The organism is Alistipes sp. HGB5, assembly GCF_000183485.2.
Classification (GTDB): Bacteria; Bacteroidota; Bacteroidia; order Bacteroidales; family Rikenellaceae; genus Alistipes; species Alistipes finegoldii.
In genome coordinates, this window is sequence record NZ_AENZ01000025.1 from 45,651 (window position 1) to 65,039 (window position 19,389).

At 45.4% G+C, this 19,389-nt stretch carries 23 protein-coding genes; 5 read left to right on the forward strand and 18 right to left on the reverse strand.

What is annotated here, in order from left to right; genetic code table 11:
• The first annotated feature begins 390 nt into the window (after nucleotides 1–390).
• The 5 genes from HMPREF9720_RS14980 (at nucleotide 391) to HMPREF9720_RS04510 (ending at nucleotide 3,530) form a co-directional block, all read left to right on the forward strand.
• Entirely contained in the window at nucleotides 391–612 is a 222-nt protein-coding gene (locus HMPREF9720_RS14980; RefSeq protein ID WP_009597067.1) for a hypothetical protein, read from the forward strand.
• The gene (locus HMPREF9720_RS04495) at nucleotides 609–1,325 is read left to right on the forward strand and encodes a hypothetical protein (protein ID WP_009597031.1); all 717 of its coding nucleotides are present in this window, start codon (nucleotides 609–611) and stop codon (nucleotides 1,323–1,325) included. The genes HMPREF9720_RS14980 and HMPREF9720_RS04495 overlap by 4 nt, the downstream gene beginning before the upstream one ends.
• A 7-nt stretch (nucleotides 1,326–1,332) precedes the next feature.
• Nucleotides 1,333–2,661 carry a hypothetical protein gene (locus HMPREF9720_RS04500; RefSeq protein ID WP_009597035.1) on the forward strand — a complete coding sequence of 443 codons (1,329 nt, stop codon included), beginning with the start codon at nucleotides 1,333–1,335 and terminating at the stop codon, nucleotides 2,659–2,661.
• A gap of 363 nt (nucleotides 2,662–3,024) precedes the next feature.
• Nucleotides 3,025–3,234, forward strand: a complete 210-nt coding sequence (locus HMPREF9720_RS04505; protein WP_039939844.1) for a hypothetical protein — start codon at nucleotides 3,025–3,027, stop codon at nucleotides 3,232–3,234.
• The gene (locus HMPREF9720_RS04510) at nucleotides 3,234–3,530 is read left to right on the forward strand and encodes a hypothetical protein (RefSeq protein ID WP_039939846.1); all 297 of its coding nucleotides are present in this window, start codon (nucleotides 3,234–3,236) and stop codon (nucleotides 3,528–3,530) included. Before HMPREF9720_RS04505 ends, HMPREF9720_RS04510 begins: the two co-directional genes overlap by 1 nt.
• A gap of 634 nt (nucleotides 3,531–4,164) precedes the next feature.
• On the opposite strand, the gene HMPREF9720_RS04515 is transcribed toward HMPREF9720_RS04510, so the two are convergent.
• From HMPREF9720_RS04515 to HMPREF9720_RS04600, 18 genes are all read right to left on the reverse strand, one after another.
• Complete coding sequence (locus HMPREF9720_RS04515) at nucleotides 4,165–6,120, reverse strand: DUF4906 domain-containing protein (RefSeq protein WP_009597043.1); 1,956 nt, start codon at nucleotides 6,118–6,120, stop codon at nucleotides 4,165–4,167.
• 41 nt (nucleotides 6,121–6,161) lie between these two features.
• On the reverse strand, nucleotides 6,162–6,737 hold the full coding sequence (locus HMPREF9720_RS04520) for an ORF6N domain-containing protein (protein WP_009597042.1): 576 nt from the start codon (nucleotides 6,735–6,737) through the stop codon (nucleotides 6,162–6,164).
• Between the two features lie 11 nt (nucleotides 6,738–6,748).
• The gene (locus HMPREF9720_RS14985; protein WP_014775609.1) at nucleotides 6,749–6,961 is read right to left on the reverse strand and encodes a hypothetical protein; all 213 of its coding nucleotides are present in this window, start codon (nucleotides 6,959–6,961) and stop codon (nucleotides 6,749–6,751) included.
• A 9-nt stretch (nucleotides 6,962–6,970) separates the two neighbouring features.
• Nucleotides 6,971–7,327 (reverse strand): hypothetical protein, encoded by a 357-nt coding sequence (locus tag HMPREF9720_RS04525; protein WP_039939848.1) that lies wholly within the window; start codon nucleotides 7,325–7,327, stop codon nucleotides 6,971–6,973.
• 43 nt (nucleotides 7,328–7,370) lie between these two features.
• The gene (locus HMPREF9720_RS04530) at nucleotides 7,371–7,694 is read right to left on the reverse strand and encodes a hypothetical protein (protein WP_039939850.1); all 324 of its coding nucleotides are present in this window, start codon (nucleotides 7,692–7,694) and stop codon (nucleotides 7,371–7,373) included.
• A complete protein-coding gene (locus tag HMPREF9720_RS04535; RefSeq protein WP_009597000.1) occupies nucleotides 7,684–7,887 on the reverse strand; it encodes a hypothetical protein in 204 nt (67 codons plus the stop codon). Before HMPREF9720_RS04535 ends, HMPREF9720_RS04530 begins: the two co-directional genes overlap by 11 nt.
• Before the next feature lie 124 nt (nucleotides 7,888–8,011).
• Complete coding sequence (locus tag HMPREF9720_RS04540) at nucleotides 8,012–8,539, reverse strand: hypothetical protein (protein WP_039939852.1); 528 nt, start codon at nucleotides 8,537–8,539, stop codon at nucleotides 8,012–8,014.
• 11 nt (nucleotides 8,540–8,550) lie between these two features.
• Nucleotides 8,551–8,919 carry a hypothetical protein gene (locus HMPREF9720_RS04545; protein ID WP_039939854.1) on the reverse strand — a complete coding sequence of 123 codons (369 nt, stop codon included), beginning with the start codon at nucleotides 8,917–8,919 and terminating at the stop codon, nucleotides 8,551–8,553.
• Between the two features lie 131 nt (nucleotides 8,920–9,050).
• Nucleotides 9,051–11,459, reverse strand: a complete 2,409-nt coding sequence (locus HMPREF9720_RS04555; RefSeq protein ID WP_009597013.1) for a TraM recognition domain-containing protein — start codon at nucleotides 11,457–11,459, stop codon at nucleotides 9,051–9,053.
• Nucleotides 11,460–11,637: 178 nt separating this feature from the next.
• Entirely contained in the window at nucleotides 11,638–12,789 is a 1,152-nt protein-coding gene (locus HMPREF9720_RS04560) for a toprim domain-containing protein (RefSeq protein ID WP_009596994.1), read from the reverse strand.
• A gap of 206 nt (nucleotides 12,790–12,995) precedes the next feature.
• The gene (locus HMPREF9720_RS04565) at nucleotides 12,996–13,271 is read right to left on the reverse strand and encodes a hypothetical protein (protein ID WP_039939859.1); all 276 of its coding nucleotides are present in this window, start codon (nucleotides 13,269–13,271) and stop codon (nucleotides 12,996–12,998) included.
• 57 nt (nucleotides 13,272–13,328) lie between these two features.
• Entirely contained in the window at nucleotides 13,329–15,110 is a 1,782-nt protein-coding gene (locus tag HMPREF9720_RS04570) for a WG repeat-containing protein (protein ID WP_009597051.1), read from the reverse strand.
• 46 nt (nucleotides 15,111–15,156) lie between these two features.
• A complete protein-coding gene (locus HMPREF9720_RS04575) occupies nucleotides 15,157–15,543 on the reverse strand; it encodes a hypothetical protein (RefSeq protein WP_009597024.1) in 387 nt (128 codons plus the stop codon).
• A gap of 10 nt (nucleotides 15,544–15,553) precedes the next feature.
• Entirely contained in the window at nucleotides 15,554–16,417 is an 864-nt protein-coding gene (locus HMPREF9720_RS04580) for an LPD29 domain-containing protein (protein WP_009597021.1), read from the reverse strand.
• Between the two features lie 10 nt (nucleotides 16,418–16,427).
• Nucleotides 16,428–16,859 carry a DUF4406 domain-containing protein gene (locus HMPREF9720_RS14790; RefSeq protein WP_050805078.1) on the reverse strand — a complete coding sequence of 144 codons (432 nt, stop codon included), beginning with the start codon at nucleotides 16,857–16,859 and terminating at the stop codon, nucleotides 16,428–16,430.
• 21 nt (nucleotides 16,860–16,880) lie between these two features.
• A complete protein-coding gene (locus HMPREF9720_RS04590; protein WP_009597010.1) occupies nucleotides 16,881–17,687 on the reverse strand; it encodes a hypothetical protein in 807 nt (268 codons plus the stop codon).
• Nucleotides 17,688–17,847: 160 nt separating this feature from the next.
• Nucleotides 17,848–19,008 carry a relaxase/mobilization nuclease domain-containing protein gene (locus tag HMPREF9720_RS04595; protein WP_009596993.1) on the reverse strand — a complete coding sequence of 387 codons (1,161 nt, stop codon included), beginning with the start codon at nucleotides 19,006–19,008 and terminating at the stop codon, nucleotides 17,848–17,850.
• The gene (locus HMPREF9720_RS04600) at nucleotides 19,005–19,367 is read right to left on the reverse strand and encodes a plasmid mobilization protein (protein WP_039939861.1); all 363 of its coding nucleotides are present in this window, start codon (nucleotides 19,365–19,367) and stop codon (nucleotides 19,005–19,007) included. Before HMPREF9720_RS04600 ends, HMPREF9720_RS04595 begins: the two co-directional genes overlap by 4 nt.
• Nucleotides 19,368–19,389 lie beyond the last annotated feature (22 nt).

The following is a 19,389-nucleotide window of genomic DNA, read 5'->3' on the forward strand; positions in this document are numbered from 1 at the left end:
ATCGACAGTGTGGAAATTAAATACCAAGATAAACTATGAAAAAACAAGAAAAAACAGGCACAACATGCGAGTATTGCAAACCTGGTATGTGGTGGATAGTTGACCAGGTATCCGAATGCGTTTTGCAAATTGACGGGCAAAGATTAAAGATCACGTACGACGCAGAATGTGACGATGATAGTTTTGCATCAGGAGTGCATATCAAATACTGCCCCATGTGCGGGAGGAAATTATGACACCGCAAGAACTGTACGACTGGGCGGTCGAGAACGGATACGAGGATTACAACATTAAGATTGAGTGGGATGATGAATATTCATACGGCTGGAGTGAGGTATCGAAAGTTGGCTTAATAGTCACCGAGCCGGACAAAACAATAACAATAAACATATGAAACGAGAACTTACACTGACCGACATGGACGGCCACACAGCCGTTCAGACCTGTAAAATATGCGGCTGCACCAAGGACGATCCCTGCGACCATGAAAAGCTGGGAATGTGCTGGTGGGTAAAGGCCGATCTGTGCTCACACTGCGCCATGATCCAGACCGGGGAAATACCCGGAGACAGCGTTACCCATTGTGTGAATTCAAACCCTATTATACAATGAAAAAATATCGTGAAATAATCCTCCCACTTTTACTCTTCGCGGCCGCAGGCTGTGAGAAATCCGAGTACCGGATCACCGAGCCCCGGCCGACGCTCGAAGTGACGGCCTTGCAGGACTCTTACATCATCAACCAGCCGGCGTATCTCCAGCTCAAGGTCTCGCAGCAGGGGTACGACGGGGAATTTCAGCTCTCGGCCGTACTCAACGAAGGGGCCTGCGAGCTCTCGATGCAGGGCAGCGACCTCCCGACCGACGGCACATGGACGTCGATGTCCAACACTACGGAGATCCTGACGCTCACGCCGACGCTGGCCGGGCCGCTGCGCATATCCTTCGAGGTCAAAACCAAAGAGGGCGAGCAGTCCGGCCGCAGTTTCATCAACTTCAATGTCCAGAAGAGTCCCGCCCTCGCGCTGGAGGTCGAGTACCCCGAAACGGCGTCCATCACCGAGCGGATCGAACTGACCATGCTTCTCACCAAAACAGGATGGACTGGAGCAATCCCCGTAACATATACACAACTCACCGGCAACGGCACACTCCAGTACGGGGCCGTGACCATCACCCCGGCCGAAGCGTTCTCCGTGCCGGCAAACATGGAACAGCCGCTTTATTACACCCCGGCCGAGCGGGGCATTCACCGTATTCAGCTCTCGGCAACGGACGGATATACCACCCAATTCAAGACCCTTGAGATCATCGTAACAAACTGACAACACCATGAGAACGACCTTATTTTACGCATTGGCGCTGTTCGTATCGGCCGGATGCTCCTCGTCAAAATACCAGATCGTCGAGCCAACGCCGCAATTATCCCTGTCTACCGTCACAGCGGTCTGTGAACTGGGAGAGACCGTAAACCTCACGCTGACCGTTGCTCAGGAAGGTGTGGACGGGAACTTCTCCCTCTCAGCGTTCATCCGCGAAGGGAAGGCCACGCTCACGCTCGACGGAAGCGACATGGACACGTCCGGCCAATGGGTGCAGCTCGCGGCCAAGCATGCACGCCTTGTAATTACCCCGGCCCAAGCGGGAGATCTGCTCGTAAGTTTTCAGGCCAAGTCCCCTGATGGCGAAGTCAGCGAACAGCAAGACCTGAAGGTGACGGTAACAGCGCCATCAGAAATCACGGCCGAAGCTGTCTGCGAAGCGAAGATCGTAAACCCCGCGGCCGATGCCCGGATTCCGGTGAAGCTACATATCCAAGGTACTCCGGGCGCAGACGGGAAATTCGTCGTAACACCGACCCTCAGTCAGGGCAAAGGCAAAATCTTCCGGAACGGCTATGCCGTGAACGGGCAGGCCTGCCCCGTCGATGCGGATGCGACATTCGAGTATGCACCCGAAGAGATCGGCGAGCAGATCCTCGAATTCGAGGTCACAGCAGGCAAGACATCGGCAAAAGCACGCGCATACATGGACGTCGTGAAGAACATAGTCGTGACCAGCAGCGTCGAGGGTTGTTTCACCATCGAGGGAGCCGGAGAGCACAATACTGAAGGTGAAAAGGTAACGCTCGCACTGGTGAACGAGGAGTTGTTCAACTTCGAACCGGCCGGCTGGTATGACAGCACCGGGCAGCTCCTATCCAACGAGGCGACTTATGCACTCCAGCTCTCGCGCGACTGCATCACGCGGCTTGAAGTCAGACTCAAGCCCCGGACAGTGAACATAACCCGGCAGGGAATCGCCCGGATAGAATTTCAGTATCTCGTCATGGAAGGCGGACGTCCCGTACCGAAGGTAGCCTACGATTACCGCACGCAGTATTCGACCGATTACAAGGCTTCCGAGCCGATAAAGTTCTATTATGAGGAATACCGACTCGATAGGTCGAAGATCCCGCCCGTCGGACTGCGATCGACAGCAATGCCGACGATCACCAAAGGAGCGAGGAACTCGACCTACCTCTGGCGCTGCGACGAAAAATTCTCCGTCTCGATACGCCCCGGCGACAATCCGGGTTTCAAATTCCACTATAACGACAGATACATAGAGTCGCAAACGACGAAATACTACCTGCCTTCAGACGTAACAATGACCAGATAACCACAGATCGGCGTAGTTCAAAAAAACAGAACGGCGCATTCAGTCCATGACAGGGACGTGACTATGGGATTGTGCGGAACGGATGCGCAATGCGGGTGAAAGGCTCGCCGCCGATTAATTTATAACAGCAACACTATGGAACATTTTGCAAATATCGTCTTAACCTCGCTCCTGCTAACAGAATACGAGCAATATTTAAACATTGCATAAATATTATTTATATAATATTTCAAAGGTAGCGGGCTGTTTTTTGCGGCTCCACACAAGAAATAAGTTGAAGGCTTACCTAAAACTATTTTTACACGAGAATACGTTCGCGGCAAGAATTTCGTTATATTTGCAACAAGGAAAACTTTTCGAGTTATGACAACGGTACACATTGAGGATAGCACGCCGGAAGGGCGGTGGCTACTCGACCTTATCAAAGATCACAAGAGCGTGACGGTCGAGCCAGAAAAGAAAGAGGCCAAGACCGTCGGTGCATGGGGCGCAGCCCTTGCCGCGGGTGCCGTGCCCCTCGAAGAGTTCAACGCAAGATTCGACGCCAAAATCCAAGAAGCATACAAGCAATAATGCGCGAGGTTATTGTATCCCCCACAGTATTGGGCAAATTATCCGATTTGGTTTCCTATCTCAGGGATGATATTAAACTCTCTGAAGAAGCGGCGCAGGCTTATCGAGGTCAGTTCGTCCAATTTATCATGACATGCAGCGCCGAGATCAATCACCCTCTATGCCAATTCAAGCGGTGGTGCAAACTGGGCTACCGTTGTGCGGTATTCGAAAAACATTGGGTTTTAGCCTATCAAATACTTGACGAAGGCATCATCATTCAGGACATGTGCCATACTGCCATTTTGAAGGAGTAAGGAAGAGTTTCTCGAATAAATGAACCGGGCCAAAATCATCTCCCAAACTAATTTTTATCTTTGCATCGTAATCCCCTGAAGTCCCTGCTACGGCATACTTCAGGGTTTAGTTTTGCATGACATCCCCCGAGATTTAACTACTATTCCACGCCATTTTTGCCCCACACGGATAAGATTCGCCATCTGAAATCTTATTGACTTTTACCACAAACAAAGTAGATATTAAATCTGCACTCTTCAGATCAAATTTACTTTATCGACAAAAATCACTATCTTTGTGACGCCTTTAGGCATTGAGTGCGCCAGTGTTTTAACCGGGCGGTGGTCATAAGACCATTAAGAACAGTTGTTCTTCATCGGAAGGTTAAAACGAGATCCTCAAAAGTTTTTCGTATGAAACATTATCGAAAAGAGGGGTTGCGCAAAAGGAATGCAAATATTGTAGCGATGTTACAATTACTGATTGCGCTGCTGTCCGTGCTTTTAGATTTGCTGTTCCGATTCGTTTAAGCTTAATTGCTTTTATTAAGCCAGAATTTTGGTCTGCTGGACAGCTACGGGTTGGTCAGAATTTGAAATGGGGGATGGATTAACCATCCCCCTATTTTCTATCTTTACTTTTACAATTTCACATCTACTCTTTTACACAACGGATATTAAATCCATGCGAGAGATTTTCAATTGATTGATTAAGTATTTCAACACTATTACAACCGGCCGAACTCGCGCTAAAATTACTATTGCATCCGGAAGTCCACATAGCCCCCGTTATCGTGCCCATACTTATTCCGCCCGTTAATCCAGCACGACTACCTCCAGCCTGCAGATAGAATATTTTTGTTCTATCCGTCCCTCTTCCATCGTAATACAGGGCCCAACCCGAATTAAATTGACCATAGGTATAATACCCTGACGGTTGAGTTGTTGTTAACGATCCGTTCTTACTCGTAATTCGCAGTAGATCTTGTGGGGCAACTTTATATCCGGCAGGACACGGATCATACACGGTTTTAACCGGGGCTACGTTGTCGTCTATATTATCGCCCCATAATAGTTTGGTAGATTCACTCTTTGCCACCCAAAATGTGTTATAGCCAGTATAATATACCTGAGGATTCCTAATTGCATTTTCGACTGTAAGTCCTGCAACAGCTCTCTCTTGTTGAAAACTCACTTCTCCTCCATTTATATCATACATTTTTCCGTTTTCACTACTTGTTGCTCCAAGAGCTCCGACAAAAGGATCTTTTCGCCCCCACTGGTAGTACAAGCCATAGGATGATTGTACCCCTAAAGCGGAGGTCGTCGCTCCTAAATTCCGATCCATAACGGAATATGAGTTACCGACACTATTCTTTGCAAACTCGCATATTTCGGGCTGGTCTGTACACCAAATATGAAAACTCCACAAGATCTCTCCGGCCTTATTATATATAGCGACCACAGCGTTACCTTTTCCCCCATTGGTATTGACGATCACGGTGTTATCATTGATACTGACCGATCGGACGAGATTCTTCGTATCTTGCCACAACAAGGCGGCCCTCACGGCCTCATATTCGACTCCAGCGTATATATCCGAATAGGTATACGTCAGATTTTTCGATGTGCGGTATGGCGTGACATCGAACGCAACCTGAGAACCTGTACAGATGTAGCAATTTGCCTTACCATAATAAAGCCCTTCGTAAACCGTGACTCTGTTATCAATCTCATTTTCACCTTTGATGTAAAGGTTCATCTCGTGTTTGGTATTCCTTCGTACATCAAAATTTGTAGTACTATTCTCTCCCAGATATACGATATACTCAAGAAGTTTACCCGGCCCATCCGCAAGAATACGCATATACGATGCGCATTTAGGAGCTTTTTCCGGTGATTTATCAGTTTGGTTATAGATACTGTTTACGTTGCCCTGACAGTTCTCAAACATGTAGAAAACATCTGAAAATATCATGTCATTGTCGATCTCTATTGCATTGGCATCATAGAAATCATTTACATCATCCGACGTAGTCCCCGAGCCGAACAGTACCGTAGATTTCGGAAGATTGCAGAATTGCACTGAACGTAATTTTATATTGGAAGCGACAGCATTATCGACCGTAATATTGTACGATATTTTTGCAGCGACACGCTTTACCTGCAATGTCGGGAGCGTCATTGCATTGGTTATATGAATATTCATATTCCCCGTCATGGGAATATCGCTCACCATATCACCGATTATATAATCGCAAGCCAATAATTCGTCCTTGGTCAGCTCTCCCAAATCCTGATGGACATTCGTTACTACATATAACTGATAAGTGCCGGGAAGCATTTGAAAAGTAAAAGAAGGAGCTGTTTCTGCGTAGTAGAAATGGTAACTGATTTTATTCCCGAAAAAATAAATATTAATATCGCTGATCAAATTCTCGTCGATCGCACGGGACGAAACCAGATCTGCCACCTCGACACTTAGAATAACAGGGACTACATCTCCATCAGGATGCGAGGGGGAGGGGAACTCTTCCTCGTTGCAAGAACCAAAGGCCATCCCGATCACAATGGCAGAGATAGCAAGCACATAATTAAAAATCTTTTTCATAATAGTGGATTTACGCAAGTTTTTTATTTGGTTAACAACAATTAATCTTCTTTATTGCCGGTTACAAAGCCAATCGGCTGACGCGATTTCTTGGCTTCCGGTAGTTTCACGGACAACGCTCCGATGGCCTCGAATACTGTATCAAAATCTCTCCGCACGTCTTCGCTCAAGTCGTTCATAGCCTCAAGGTTCTCCCTGACTTCTCGTTCAACAAGCAGGAGCCGGCTGCGGAACTCGGCAAGCTCGGCCGAGTATCGCGCTGACTGCACAATCATGTTCCGCAGTTGAACAAAGGCCCTCATAATCATAATATTTACATGAATAGCAACATCACTGTTCAACAACCCGGATAGCATAGCTAATCCTTGCTCTGTAAAAGCATAAGGGGGTTTGCGAGTACCGCCCCAACTTGATGTAACAATTTGTGATTTCAAGTTGTCGAATTCCCCCTTGGAGAGCTGAAACATAAAATCATCCGGGAACCGCTTGATATTACGTTTTACAGCCTGATTTAACGCACTGGTAGTAACTTGATACAGTGCGGCCAAATCAAAATCCAGCATCACACGCTGACCGCGGATCTCGTAGATCTTATTCTGTATTATTTGAATGTCCATATTATTTAGGGTTAGTTTTCAGCATAATTCTTCATATACTCAGGCCGGCCGATGCTCATATACTGGAGATAGAGTTCATGGCAGCGTTTCCACTGTTCTTCAGGAAGCGCATGCGAATACGCTTTGATTTCATCATGGGTAAGCGTGTTCGGCAACTCTATTCCTGTAACAACGAAATAGGCTCGTCGCCCCGCTTCAGTGCGTGTATATTCTCCCTTCGGCATTTATTACAGTTATTTTTTAGGTTCTGGCAGTACGTCATCAGCGATCTCGTCCAGGATCATGGCACATATCGCCTCTTTCTCTTCATGTTTCAAGGCATAGCTGCTCAGTAATGCCTTCAGATACGGGATCACCCGCCGGACAAATTCCGTATCGGCTTCCGGCTTTATCATTATGCGTCCGCCGCCAAACAACCGGCTGAACATCTGGTTGGCTTTCGTATGCCCCATGTAGAACCCGCGGTGCCTCGCCTCCTCAAGCAATGCCGGATCCGCCTTCAGCGTGGAGAACACCTCTTCGACACGTTGGATCTCGGGAAACGGATAGGCCATCAGGCTCAATCTCAATTTATCTTCAGTCTCCGGCATATTTCACCCAATTTGTTGAGTCGTGAAGGGAAGAAATTGTCTGTTATTCATCTACTTGTTCGGTATCGACTTTCCGCAGCCTCCATGCAACAGCATATCCGGTTTCGATATAAGGATAAACCCAGTTACATACATGGTCGCCTACGATCTCCCGGATCGTCCCGTCTAAAAAAAAGACATCAACAAGGCCGGTCGTCGGAACTGACTTCGTTGTAGGCTCCCAGCCGGCCAATAACTGATGCCGTTCATCAGACCGGGCACGGTCAATAGCCAGATAAGCCGTAGACACATCGACCATGTTATCCCCGTTATTCATTTTGATAGCATCGTTGTCGATAATTTGGTATGCCCAATCCTTATTTTCCATCTTTTTCCCATTGTTCTTCTTGGGTCTGCTCCCAGCCGGCTGTTTTCAAATAGTGCCTCATACGCTCTTCAGGAATAAGTTTCCCATTCTGAAAATTCTTCTTGTCCCGATAGGCATACTGCTTGGTATATCCGCTACCCTTATACCAAAAGGGCTGCGCAATCAACACCGAGAATGCGTCGTTAAGTGTCATATAGTTCGATCTTTTCCGCAAAGGTAGTAAATAAAATCCGAGTAACCAAATATGTTTACCTATTTTATACCTACGAACAAGAAATGCACACTTTTAACCTCGAACTGAATATCACATTGGTCATTTAGAAATAGTATTTCAGCCCGACACCGATAGACAAAATACAACTCTCAAAGTTAGTCGTGGGGATGTACATAAGCCGCGGATCTGCATAAACTGTGAATCGCTTCCCGATTACAACTCCGACAGGAATATTGACCGAAACACCAAACGCAACCCCATTGCTAAAACTCAACATATCGCCTTTGGATGTAGTTTTATCAGCGAACTCTCCCCCGATCAGGCACGACGCCGAGGGGAAGAACCCGAGTCGGCCGAACAATACCGGATACTGATATACGACACCAACAAGAACCTGCTGCGCATTGAAATCTGCATCGTCTGTTGTCGAGAGCTGCTCCCGGTTATATACTACCTCACCCCCTATTGCGGATCTGGGGGTAACCTGATTCATGAACCGCAAGTCCGCCATGACTCCATAATTGGTTTTAGCTACGCCCAAGCTGATCGCGCTCTGGCCCTGGTATCCGACTTGCGCCCGGCAAACGCTACTTATTACCAAGCATAAGCATATTGCTACTATTCTCTTCATAAGGCTCGCATTTAAAATGGCAGATCATCAACATCATCGCAGGGTTCAGCCGGTGCAGCGGGTACAGGTGCAGTGTCTTTCTTGCGATAAATAAGTTCCGGCTTCTCGGATACAAAGACTTTGATCTGAGCTTTGGCCACACCTTCTTCCTTCTTACTGGCATATGGCTCAACAATCATATTCCCCCTGAAGAAGTAACGATCACCGACCCGGTAACGCCCCTTTTCTGAGAGTGCCACATAGCAATTGATCCAGTCGGTCTTGGTTTCAAAGTTTCCTTCTTCAGTCTTCGCGTAAGTTTCCGAACCAACTCGCAGCACCAGCTTATTGGTTTTTTCGTCGATGGCACCGATGATACCGTCAAATTCCAGTTTCCTCATAATAATATTTTTTTATTTTTGGTTTATTTTTTACTTTCCTAAGTACAAAGAACAAGAGCAGGAAAGTAGTTACATGCAACAGAACCGTCCCAATCCACACCAACAGCTCCATGAGGAAATAACCGATCATTTTAAGGATTGACCAGATTGGTTCCATATTCATCTTCATATTCATCAATCAATTGTTTTACAGAATTCAAGTCCATTGCATGATATTGCTCCCGGGCTTTAAGAATCTGCTGAAGCCCTTCATATGAGGTCGTATATACATCACGCAATAGAAGCTGAAATTTCTCCTCGAAAGAAAGAATATCATCTTTCAGTTCAAGCTCGCCCATTCGCCATACAATACGGTATGCTTCCTCCAGCCAGACGAAAAGGTTGATTCGTTTCTGCGGATTTTGCGGTTCAGCAAGGTAGTGCCGCAAACAAAACTCGTCAGTCCCCGTTGTCAGATGAGTCAGAATCTTATATGTATCGGCAATCTCATTCAGCTTCAGAAGCACGTCCGAAACCTCGTTATTTATCTTAATCACGTTCAGACGCAGACGGCGCTTAATCTCCTCATCCGACCAATTCCGGACTTTAGGTATCCAAGGGGTTTCATCGGGAAGATATGACCGTCCATCTCTCTCACATTCATTTTTCGTCCTGTTCTCCAACTCTTCCCGAAGGCGCTGCTCTTTCTCAGGTGTTTCGACGATCACTTTACCATGAAAAACCTTGCATTTGATCTCCTTACCATATTCATCCGCAATGCGCCCTACAAACTCTCCCTGCGACAATTCCTCAATCATGCTCTGAGTAATACGTTCTTCTTTGTGTTCGGCGATAGAAGTTGTCACCTTCCCATCTTCTGTAATGGACTTACTGATTTTCCTTACGGTCTTTTTGCCAAAACTTTCTGCCAGTTCCTTTGCCGTCTTACCTTTGACAGCTCCGACAAAAACATTATTGACCGTGTTGACGATCGCATCGGAAATCTTCTGTCCATAGTCGCGTACCATCTGGCTGAAATCCTGAAAACCCAGAAAAACCGCAATCTTATTGGATCTCGCAGTTGCGATTAAATTATCGAGCCCATTGATATAGGTTGTCACCACTTCATCGGCAAAAAAAGCCGTCGGGTTACGGCCCTTGCGATTGAGCAGATTGGCAATGCGTGTAAGGTATACGGCGTTAGCAAGCCCGAGAACCGCCCCTAACCGTGGATTCGAACCCAGACATAATAACATAGGAGATTCTTTCGACGAGATCGTATCCAAATCGACAGCGATATCCCGAGATTCCTCATCTTCAGTCATAACATAGGCCAATGATGCGTCTGACATTGACCCCAACCCGATTTGGGCCGAGGCCAACTGCCCCTGAAGCTGCGGTAAGGTATTTGTATCGTATGCCTCTTTGAAAGGCGAAAACAGGGTCTTCATATCGGGATACAGCACGGAGATCAGCTTCAGCACCGGGAACAGGACAGACGGCACCTGAGACAGCATAGTGAGCGTATGGGGCAATGACAGGTAACGTCCCCCGAACAATACTCCCAGTGCATATATTACGATCGCGGTATATGATTTCGCACTTTCCGTAAAGAATTCGCCTTGTTTTTCGACAAAGTTCTTATTCAAGGCAGTCAGAATCGTAATGGCAAAGTTGACCGCTTCGGCCGATGTAGATATACCTTTCATCGGATTGCAGCGATAGGTATGGTTGATGTTCACATAGGACAAATACCCGAATCGCAACGTGGAAGCTGGGTGTTCCCGTTTATACGCCACGTAGTACTGATACACCGCATTGCTTAATGTCGGATCTTTATAGTCATAAACAACTGCCGAAAAATGCTTTGCTATGAGCTGCTTCATTGCAGGATCGAGAAACGAATGACTTTTGCCCGTGCCCGGCATTCCGATAACAAACGACGCCCTATACACCGCAAGTTCATTGATATATCCGATGTGAGTTTTACCTTGGTACGAAAACTCATACTTCCAATTGACAGAAGTAGGGGTTTCGATCAATTCAGTGGTCTGCTCAAACCCGTCAGCCAACCGTTCGTTCTCATTCAAAGAGCGATCCGGCGCCAAGTAAAACCTCGTAATCCGGCCACAATAACTGAGGATGCACACGGCACTGATGAGCGACCCGAGAATATTCAATGACTGTCCGACTGCGGTAAGAGGGATAAGTAAGAAAAAACGACAGCAATGAAATACTGCAACAGAAATGCCCAGTCCGGCGAGCTGTCGCCAGAAAGACGTCGGTTTCTCCCCTTTAGATGGAGACGTCAACGAAAACGCAAAAAGGAACAGCACAACATTCCTGACTTTATAGGAGTCCCCCAGCAACAACTTCATCCCCTCTTTCGAGAAAATATGTTTATCCAGAAACGGAATGTCGATATGAAGGCGTTGCACCAAATCGTAATTGGCATAATACAATTGTACCAGCAGCAAGAGAAACCCTATGCAAATGGCCCCAAGTACGACATACGCATATATTTCATTATCCTCTTCTTCAATTTGAGATAGTGTTGCCATTCATTTCAATTATTTATATTATCTAAATAATATATATTATTGACAAAACTAACTGTTTTCTCCGATAAAAAAAAGCTGTTGCGCAAAAAACCGAACATCCTATAAACATATGATTATTAAAATGTTATTTATAACATTTTTAACCCAGTTCCGAAACTCCAGCAGTATAGCAGAAGTATTAGGGCAATTTCCCGGCGATCATTCCCCGCTGTTCTGATTTGGTTGTCTCGATCTGCGCTCGAACCATATTTTCAGCAATTCGCAAGGAGATAGACTTCTTACTACTCCGTAGATCATCATTCCAATCTTTTGCCCATGGTATTGACAGGATCATATTCGGCCTCTGCTTCATTACTGCTTGTAGGGCAGCAACTATTTCATCCTTTCCCCATTCCCGCTCCGCGCCATTGACGGTAAGAAGAACCCGCTGCGTTTTACTATTGATGGCATACTCAATATTGGCCGTATGATATGCAAGTTTAAAGTTTTCCAACTGTCCGGCTAAATCATTATCGTTTCCGAGGATGATAGGCAATTTAAATTTCTGAGAAAAGCTATGAATCATCTCCCGCTGGGCTTTGGTCGATGTTCCTCCGGTACAGAGGTAAGCATATCGGGCGCCAGGGAAAAGTTGGCTATGCGCGATTGCATCGAGCGGATCTTCCGTAACGAACAGCGCCTTGCTACCCTCGATAGGAGTCATCCAAAGAGAATTACTGCGATCGGTATTTTTCAGAAACCTTTTCTGACACACATTGTCCTTGATATATTTATACTGCGCCCCGATTATATTCCCGTCCATATTTTTCCAATAGAACAACGGTTGCCTAAACCCGCGGTCGCTAACAAGGATACCTATCACGGACTTGAACGGAGCCAGTTGCCCGGGATCAATATGGCGCTGCTCGAAAAACCGCCGGCATGCCCCGGGAACAGCCGCGAGATCGAGGCGCTCTACCGTATACTTTGAAATATCGAACGGTTGCTTTTCCTGTATCGTAGATGTGTTATTTATAACATCTTTAATTACACCAAGCCCGGCAATCCGTGACAACTCAGCCTCCACTTTGCAAAAATCTTCTGCGGACAGATTGGTCGTTTTATTGAGTATCCGCTTCATAATGAAGTGAACGGCATCCCCATAATCGTCAGACGCACTTTTATTGACATAATGATCGTAGATTCCTCTCTGGTTGCGATACACCAAAAGTGTTTCCGAGCCGTCCGAGAAGACAAGACATGATTTACACGATTTGTCTTTACGCTCCTTGAAGCCATAATCCAATAATGTTGGAAGAAGGTATTTCTTCGCTTCTTTATAATCAATCATGGTTTATTAAATTTTTCAATCAAAAAAATTATGAATATGTTGCTTAATCTCTCGTATAAAATGCTCACAGCTATGATCGTTCAAGTAATCGTCTCCCCATGTGAACCATCCCACGATTGGATGACAAAAATTTTCCAACACGACCCTTTTGGTTAATCGAGATTAAAACTGCCATGGGATCAAGAGTATTTTAAAAGACTACACTTTTACATCTTCTGTTCGCAGGTTGGGGATGATCGGGGTTTTGACATTTTCTCTTTTATCCCCTGCTCAATATTATACAGAGTGGTCGTCGGAGCCAATATGTCTTTCCGCCTCTCAAGGGGAGGAGCAAACTTCCGGACATTTGCTTCCGCACGATCCAACTGCTCATACAAGGCATCTATTTCACGTCCAATCTCGGCCAGCTGACGCTCCTTATTTCGATTATACTCTCCTCCGTCCGGTTCAAAAAAACCTTCCTCTAAAGCAGCGACACACATATCATGATATGATATAATATTTTTAATTTTCAGGTCTGCACTGGTCAGTCTCCGTTGTCACTTTGCCAATATGTTCGCGTTATCATTATGGACATGTTCGGCTTTGCTACGTTTGACATGGATTTGCCCTTCGACAACTTGCAAAGTCTTCGATAGGCCGCCTCGGTCTTGCTGCTCAGAGCCACGCGCTCTGTACTTGCGATAATTTGCTCTGATCACCCTGTAAGAATCGTGCAGCTCTTCAATTCTTCTGTCGTTCTCAAGCAGTTTTGCACTTATCTCAGAATCGACCCGTTCCGGAGGAAACTCACCGTAATGCACCCCCATTATTTCTTGATTCTCTATATCCCGAAGCTCCTTTTCTATCCGCTGCATACGCTCGCGGGGAGAAAGGAAAACTCCAACCGCATTATCGGCACTTGGTTTTTCCAAGTGAGCAATCTCCATCATATAGTTCTGTGTTCGCCATAGATTGCCATTACTGTCTTCAAATAAGTCTGGAATACGGGATAATCCATTCCGGGAGTATTTATCCCATAGTTCATTTGCTTTGCCAGCATCCCGATCGTCAATATTGCAATATAGTATTCTCAGTTTATCCAATTGTTCCCGCATATAACTCCCAGACAAGTAATTCTTCTTATAGCATTCCCAATCCTGCTTAATAAGTCCGTTCTCAAGTTCAGCTAAATCAGCGATTCGCTGTTCAGGAGTTTTATTCGTCGGACGACATAGAAAATAGACATCAGGATAAACCATGTCGAGAAGAGCGTCTTTTGAACGATCGAATGGGATCACGACATTATTGTTTACATCGACAACCCCAAATTTATTATCCTTGACCGCACCCAAATATCCGTCTTCAAACTCAAAATATTCTTTGGAATATCCGTTTTGGCCAAGATGGTCATACTCGAAAGGAATTATAACACTTCCTTCCTTATCTATCATCCCATACTTGCCATCTTTCTGCGCAACCATGAATCCATATCTGACAAAGCGTTGTTCCCAGTTATACTGCACTTCTAAACTTTCAAACTCAAACGGTATTTTCACCTCCCCTTTGAGGTTGACTACCCCGTAACGAATTCCATCACCCGTCTCTTTCCCTGCCACAAGCAGGTAGTCTTTCTTTATACTATTATGCAATGATTCCCAAGAAAATTGAAGTGGAAATATATGCAGCCTAAAATATTTCAGAGGCACAACAACCTTGTTTGAAAGCGTAACAACGCCAAATTTCCCAGCTTCTTTAGCTAAGTAATAACCGTTTCTTATTTCCTTCAGATCGTCATATTTCAGCGGGATAAGAGTTTGTCCGTATTTAGCTACAATCCCGACTTTCTCTTTCCCGTCTACTTCCCGACAGACAAAAAATAAAGAATTGTCTTCATTGATGTTCCGTATCAACACATCCTTTCCTAACTCTGTGTGAAGCGATCCTATTTCATTCTTGATAATGCCTGCATACCGATCAACGATCAACTGGTCACAGCTTTTTTGGAAGTGCAGCACAATTTCTTCACCCAACGAAGATAAGTCGGTGGCATACATAGCAGGAAATGCCTGATGCGCACGCTTATCATAATTCGGATCATATTTCCGGGCCAATTTTTTCAATCCTCGCGCAGATTCATACCACTCGTTCTTAATCGACACATTGGTAAAATACGCTCCATCTGCAAATTCGACATGGCTCATGCCGACCGACAAACCTTGAATCTGTTCAGCATCCCGAATGAAATCCTTGATAAGCCATACCAGCCGGTTTTCAACGACTGGTAATCGAGTCCCATATTTTGCAATAGGGGCTTCGATCCTGAAGTTTATTGTTGCCATAGCTTTTCGTGTTATTTATAACATTTTCCCAAGTTCAGACAGTAACTCAATCGCTGCTGGTTCTCCCCTTTGCAGGAATTGAGTTATTCTTATTCTGATTGGACTGACGTCCGACTTCCGACGTCTTTAAACATCGTTCAATGAATGCCAATGATTCCGATGTAGATAAAGATCCCGATTTCAATTCTTGATAACGGGCCTCAAGAGCAGATAGCTTCAAAGGCTCTATCCCCTCGGCAATTCGCTGCTTATTGAGAGCCTCATACTTTTCCATCAGGTATTCATACATTGAGAAGGTCGGATTCCGGTGAGCGGCAACATTTGCGTACTGGATATTGAATTCTCTATGTAATTCAAGTGCAGTTTTCGCAGCACTCACATCGTTTTGCAGGTCGGCAAGTTCCTGCGATGTGCCCTCAAAGTGTGCATACATAATTGTATATTTAAATGGTTTTTTCCGGGCCTGATCGATGATTCGCTTCCGGCTGAGATACGATCCGAGACTCAATTTTCTGTAAAGTACCAGACTTTGTTATCCCGGTCTGCGGCTTTATTTCAGGCGTTACAGTATATGGCCGATCCCAAGCACCAATATCCAATCGAAAATAAAAATGTTCGTCGAAGTAATCATCCTGAATATCAGTATCAGAGCGATTGTATGACTTTGCATACTGCGTTATATCATATAACATTTTATAGGCTCCCTCAGATAACCAGTCCTTATAAAAGTCCGTAATCCCGATTGTTTGCCAGTTTCCCTTAGCAAGTCCCTTTCCTGCCCGGATCTCTTGGGGGCCTGAAAGAATCTTGACATTTATTTCAGAACGATCCACACGTACAGAAAATTTATAATCCGGATACTGAGTTTTGCAATATGCACGGATCTTAATTGCAATTTCTTTAGTTGTGAGCTTGGAATCGTATCTGGAGCCTTGATAATCATTTGAGAGCTGATACCGTGTTTTATCTTTTTTCACTTCCTCTTTCTTGACTATGTTTTGCGCCCCTTCACATAATCTTTTGAACTCGGGTTCCGGCATTAACATCATACGCACATCATCTTTATAAAATCCCACACCAAACCGTTTACTAAGAGGCCGAATTAAATTTGTCGTACGCCTCTCTTTTGTTTGAGTATTTATCAGCGTATACGAATAGCCCGTACGTTGGGAATAGGTTATTTCCGAAACCACATAGGCTTCCTCCGGTTTTATTTCTGTATTAACACGAAGAATTAACTGACGTGTAACGGCCATCTGCACATCGGTATCATACTCTTCTTTCGCTTCTCCAAGGACAATTTTCATAATTGCTCATTTAAAGGTTATGTTTCTGTGACGGATCTTTTATCGTCCCTTGTTGCATTTTGTAGCTCCTCTCTATATTGCGCAGAATCTTACTACGGGAATCTTCCTGTTGAACTCCCTGATGATTGGCTTGTTCGAGGTACAGACGAAGATTCGAGTCATTGAGAACCGGCATCCTGATCTCAAGTGCCTGGTGCAACTCGATCTTCGCTCCGCAGCTCTCGACCCAATCCGGCAATAAACAGATAGCATCACTCGCGCGTAACATTTCAAGGTCGCGTTCCATATGATCTTCCCAGGGAGCATCGAAAGGCAGGCCGTTCTTCATCGGATTCACGGGAGTATGACCGGCGGCCTGGATGATTTCTGCATATTTCCCAAAATCAGCCTCTGCTTCTTGCTGGGTTTTTCCGCTGATTTTCCCACTGATATATACATCCATAATAACCAAGATTATTCAATATCACATCTGTCTTTGTTGACTAACCCGTTTTTTCGTTTTTTGAGCAGACATCTTAACCGCCTCTTCTACCGACTGGAGTGTTTGACTCGGATCCACAGATACGGATACACTCCGAACAAGAGGCTTCCCATCCTTATCGAGAACCGACTCCGACCTGATCGTATAATAAATCGGACTGTAACGGGCTTTGAGAACGAATACCTGCGATTTATCATTGGGGTTTTCACGTTCGTACTCCATAGACTTTCCGCTCATAATGGCATTGCTCTGTTCCGGGGTAAGAATTGAACCGTGCAGCGTCTTCGGGGCACGAACATACGTCGCTTCAGCAATAGCAAGACGGTTAAGTTCGGTATCGACCTCGGCGAAAAACTTTGCCCCCTTCTCTGAAACTAAAAGCTCATCAAGGAAGGCTCCGGCCTTCAACTTTTCAATCTGCTCGTCGGATATATTGATCGCATCCTGACCGTTCTTGATCTGCATACGATTCGGAATGACCAATTTCCGCTGGGCAAACAGAAAATCAAAGGAGATCCTTTCCTCACCATTTACCTCACTCACCAACAACCCTTTGATCCGTGCTTTATAGGGCCTCTTTGTATCTTTGGCTGAAAAAGTCATACACTGAGAAACGTAGCCTTCGGCGATTTTCCGAAACTCGGCTTTATGCCGTCTTCGAAACGACGGCCAATGTTCAGGTGACACATGCTTTTCCATGATCTCCTCTACCAGTTCCGGAGTAACCCGCTCTCTTTGTTCTTTTGTCAGCCGGCTTCTCTTGTCTTTAAAAGTCTGTGATGCTTCCATTGTTATTTCGTGTTTTGTGATTATGCCTTCTCAGCAAATATAAACAGATTATTTCAAATAATTTCAATTATTTGAATAATATAAATTATTTATATTAAATACTATAATATTTTAGAGCTGGCATGTATCTATATATCAACACAATAGCATAAACCATGAATTATATTTCCTGCTCGGCTTGTCCGCGACGCTTTTTTTCCTCTTCGTCTTCAGCTATTTTCTTCCCAACTGCGGCTCCCTGTACGAGCGTCTGGAGGTGTGCTGCCTGCGGCCGGACAGTTGTTTGAAGGATAGGTTTCTTCTTTGCAGATACCCCCCTCTTGCTCCGAACATAATGTAGGATCGTTTCCCATGACAGCTTCAGCTCGCTCCCCTTGAAAGTCAAGTCCGGCCGGCCAAAAGAAATTCCGACTATTCCGGCGCTATTTCTGTTATAAATAACATTTATATTGTATTGCGCCAACTGATTCAGTAGCTTGTCCCCAAACAATTCAGCCGCCATATCGGACTGCATATCAATCTGAGGCATATTCCGGAGAACCATGTACAGGCATTTCCGGATATACCGCATTTCACGGATTCGTTCCTGCTTGACTGCTCTTAAAATATGCGATAACCTGCGCTCTGCAAAAACAGGTAATTTTGACAGGGCAACAGGATAAGAGTTACCCTGCGAGATAACATATCCTCGAGGCAATTTCTTTACCTTCAGTCCTCGTTTTTCGCACGCTTGGCAAAACCGATACATGCTGTATGGTTGATCTTCAAGCAGGACTTTTTGGACTACTTGATCTATCTCGCGGATCAATCCCTGATTTTGTTGCTGACGTTTATCCGCTCCTTTGCCTACCTGGTATCCGAATAATGGCGCAAGCTGATCCAGCACGGTCTTCGTCCGTAATCCCTCGTAACTACTCGAAATAGCTTTCCCACTTCGCACATCAACCCGACTGGAAATAATGTGATAATGAATATGCTGTTTATCCGTGTGACGATACATTACCCAGGGTTGATTTGCATATCCCATTTTTTGAAGATACTGTCGGGCCATTGCCTCAATCACCTCCGGCGCAGGATCTACTTCATTGTAGGCAAAACTGACAACGGCATGAAAAACCGGATCTTTGACCCGGGACGAGCTTCGTGTAGAGACATCCATAAAGTACTGGGCAAGTTCAACCGAAGTATTGCCAATAATATTCTCCGTAAGGCATAGCTCGCTTTCATGTCGATCATGATAATGGAGCAGAGCTGCGAAGCCCCGCGCCCGGGTTCCCCTATTGCCCGGTTTCGGAGGCTTCCGTATAATCTTAATAATCATTTCGACTTCAGACTTTGCCGGAGGCGGCCTTCAAACGTATTCCACTCCTTCAATATGGCCTCGACTTGGTTGAGCTGCCTCTGAGCGACGCTGCCGATCACAACAGCCCCGCTTCCCTTCAAGGCATTCATAACCCGCGCAATCTGGTTGATATTGTTATTGACCTGCGACAGTGATCCGATAACGAAATTCAACAGATCCGTTTCCTCCCTGCTGCGGATACGCATTTGGGGATGAAGCAACTTGCGACGGATATATTCGGATTCCGACAGATACGTCTTTCTGACCTCCGTCTTAAACCGACCATATTCGGCAGATGTCAAACGGCAGTAAATTCTATGGTTTCTTTTATCATCCATATTCCTAATTCAAAAATTAACC

Bases quoted from the DNA above. Each gene is read 5' to 3' on its own strand.
- HMPREF9720_RS04535 (WP_009597000.1), bottom strand. From the start codon at position 7,887: ATGACACTTAACGACGCATTCTCGGTGTTGATTGCGCAGCCCTTTTGG.
- HMPREF9720_RS04530 (WP_039939850.1), bottom strand. From the start codon at position 7,694: ATGGAAAATAAGGATTGGGCATACCAAATTATCGACAACGATGCTATC.
- HMPREF9720_RS04515 (WP_009597043.1), bottom strand. From the start codon at position 6,120: ATGAAAAAGATTTTTAATTATGTGCTTGCTATCTCTGCCATTGTGATC.
- HMPREF9720_RS04555 (WP_009597013.1), bottom strand. From the start codon at position 11,459: ATGGCAACACTATCTCAAATTGAAGAAGAGGATAATGAAATATATGCG.
- HMPREF9720_RS04510 (WP_039939846.1), top strand. From the start codon at position 3,234: ATGCGCGAGGTTATTGTATCCCCCACAGTATTGGGCAAATTATCCGAT.
- HMPREF9720_RS04500 (WP_009597035.1), top strand. From the start codon at position 1,333: ATGAGAACGACCTTATTTTACGCATTGGCGCTGTTCGTATCGGCCGGA.
- HMPREF9720_RS04570 (WP_009597051.1), bottom strand. From the start codon at position 15,110: ATGGCAACAATAAACTTCAGGATCGAAGCCCCTATTGCAAAATATGGG.
- HMPREF9720_RS14980 (WP_009597067.1), top strand. From the start codon at position 391: ATGAAACGAGAACTTACACTGACCGACATGGACGGCCACACAGCCGTT.
- HMPREF9720_RS04595 (WP_009596993.1), bottom strand. From the start codon at position 19,008: ATGATTATTAAGATTATACGGAAGCCTCCGAAACCGGGCAATAGGGGA.
- HMPREF9720_RS04590 (WP_009597010.1), bottom strand. From the start codon at position 17,687: ATGGAAGCATCACAGACTTTTAAAGACAAGAGAAGCCGGCTGACAAAA.
- HMPREF9720_RS04600 (WP_039939861.1), bottom strand. From the start codon at position 19,367: ATGGATGATAAAAGAAACCATAGAATTTACTGCCGTTTGACATCTGCC.
- HMPREF9720_RS04525 (WP_039939848.1), bottom strand. From the start codon at position 7,327: ATGCCGGAGACTGAAGATAAATTGAGATTGAGCCTGATGGCCTATCCG.
- HMPREF9720_RS04520 (WP_009597042.1), bottom strand. From the start codon at position 6,737: ATGGACATTCAAATAATACAGAATAAGATCTACGAGATCCGCGGTCAG.
- HMPREF9720_RS04565 (WP_039939859.1), bottom strand. From the start codon at position 13,271: ATGTGTGTCGCTGCTTTAGAGGAAGGTTTTTTTGAACCGGACGGAGGA.
- HMPREF9720_RS04560 (WP_009596994.1), bottom strand. From the start codon at position 12,789: ATGATTGATTATAAAGAAGCGAAGAAATACCTTCTTCCAACATTATTG.
- HMPREF9720_RS04505 (WP_039939844.1), top strand. From the start codon at position 3,025: ATGACAACGGTACACATTGAGGATAGCACGCCGGAAGGGCGGTGGCTA.
- HMPREF9720_RS04575 (WP_009597024.1), bottom strand. From the start codon at position 15,543: ATGTATGCACACTTTGAGGGCACATCGCAGGAACTTGCCGACCTGCAA.
- HMPREF9720_RS04540 (WP_039939852.1), bottom strand. From the start codon at position 8,539: ATGAAGAGAATAGTAGCAATATGCTTATGCTTGGTAATAAGTAGCGTT.
- HMPREF9720_RS14985 (WP_014775609.1), bottom strand. From the start codon at position 6,961: ATGCCGAAGGGAGAATATACACGCACTGAAGCGGGGCGACGAGCCTAT.
- HMPREF9720_RS04580 (WP_009597021.1), bottom strand. From the start codon at position 16,417: ATGAAAATTGTCCTTGGAGAAGCGAAAGAAGAGTATGATACCGATGTG.
- HMPREF9720_RS04545 (WP_039939854.1), bottom strand. From the start codon at position 8,919: ATGAGGAAACTGGAATTTGACGGTATCATCGGTGCCATCGACGAAAAA.
- HMPREF9720_RS04495 (WP_009597031.1), top strand. From the start codon at position 609: ATGAAAAAATATCGTGAAATAATCCTCCCACTTTTACTCTTCGCGGCC.
- HMPREF9720_RS14790 (WP_050805078.1), bottom strand. From the start codon at position 16,859: ATGGATGTATATATCAGTGGGAAAATCAGCGGAAAAACCCAGCAAGAA.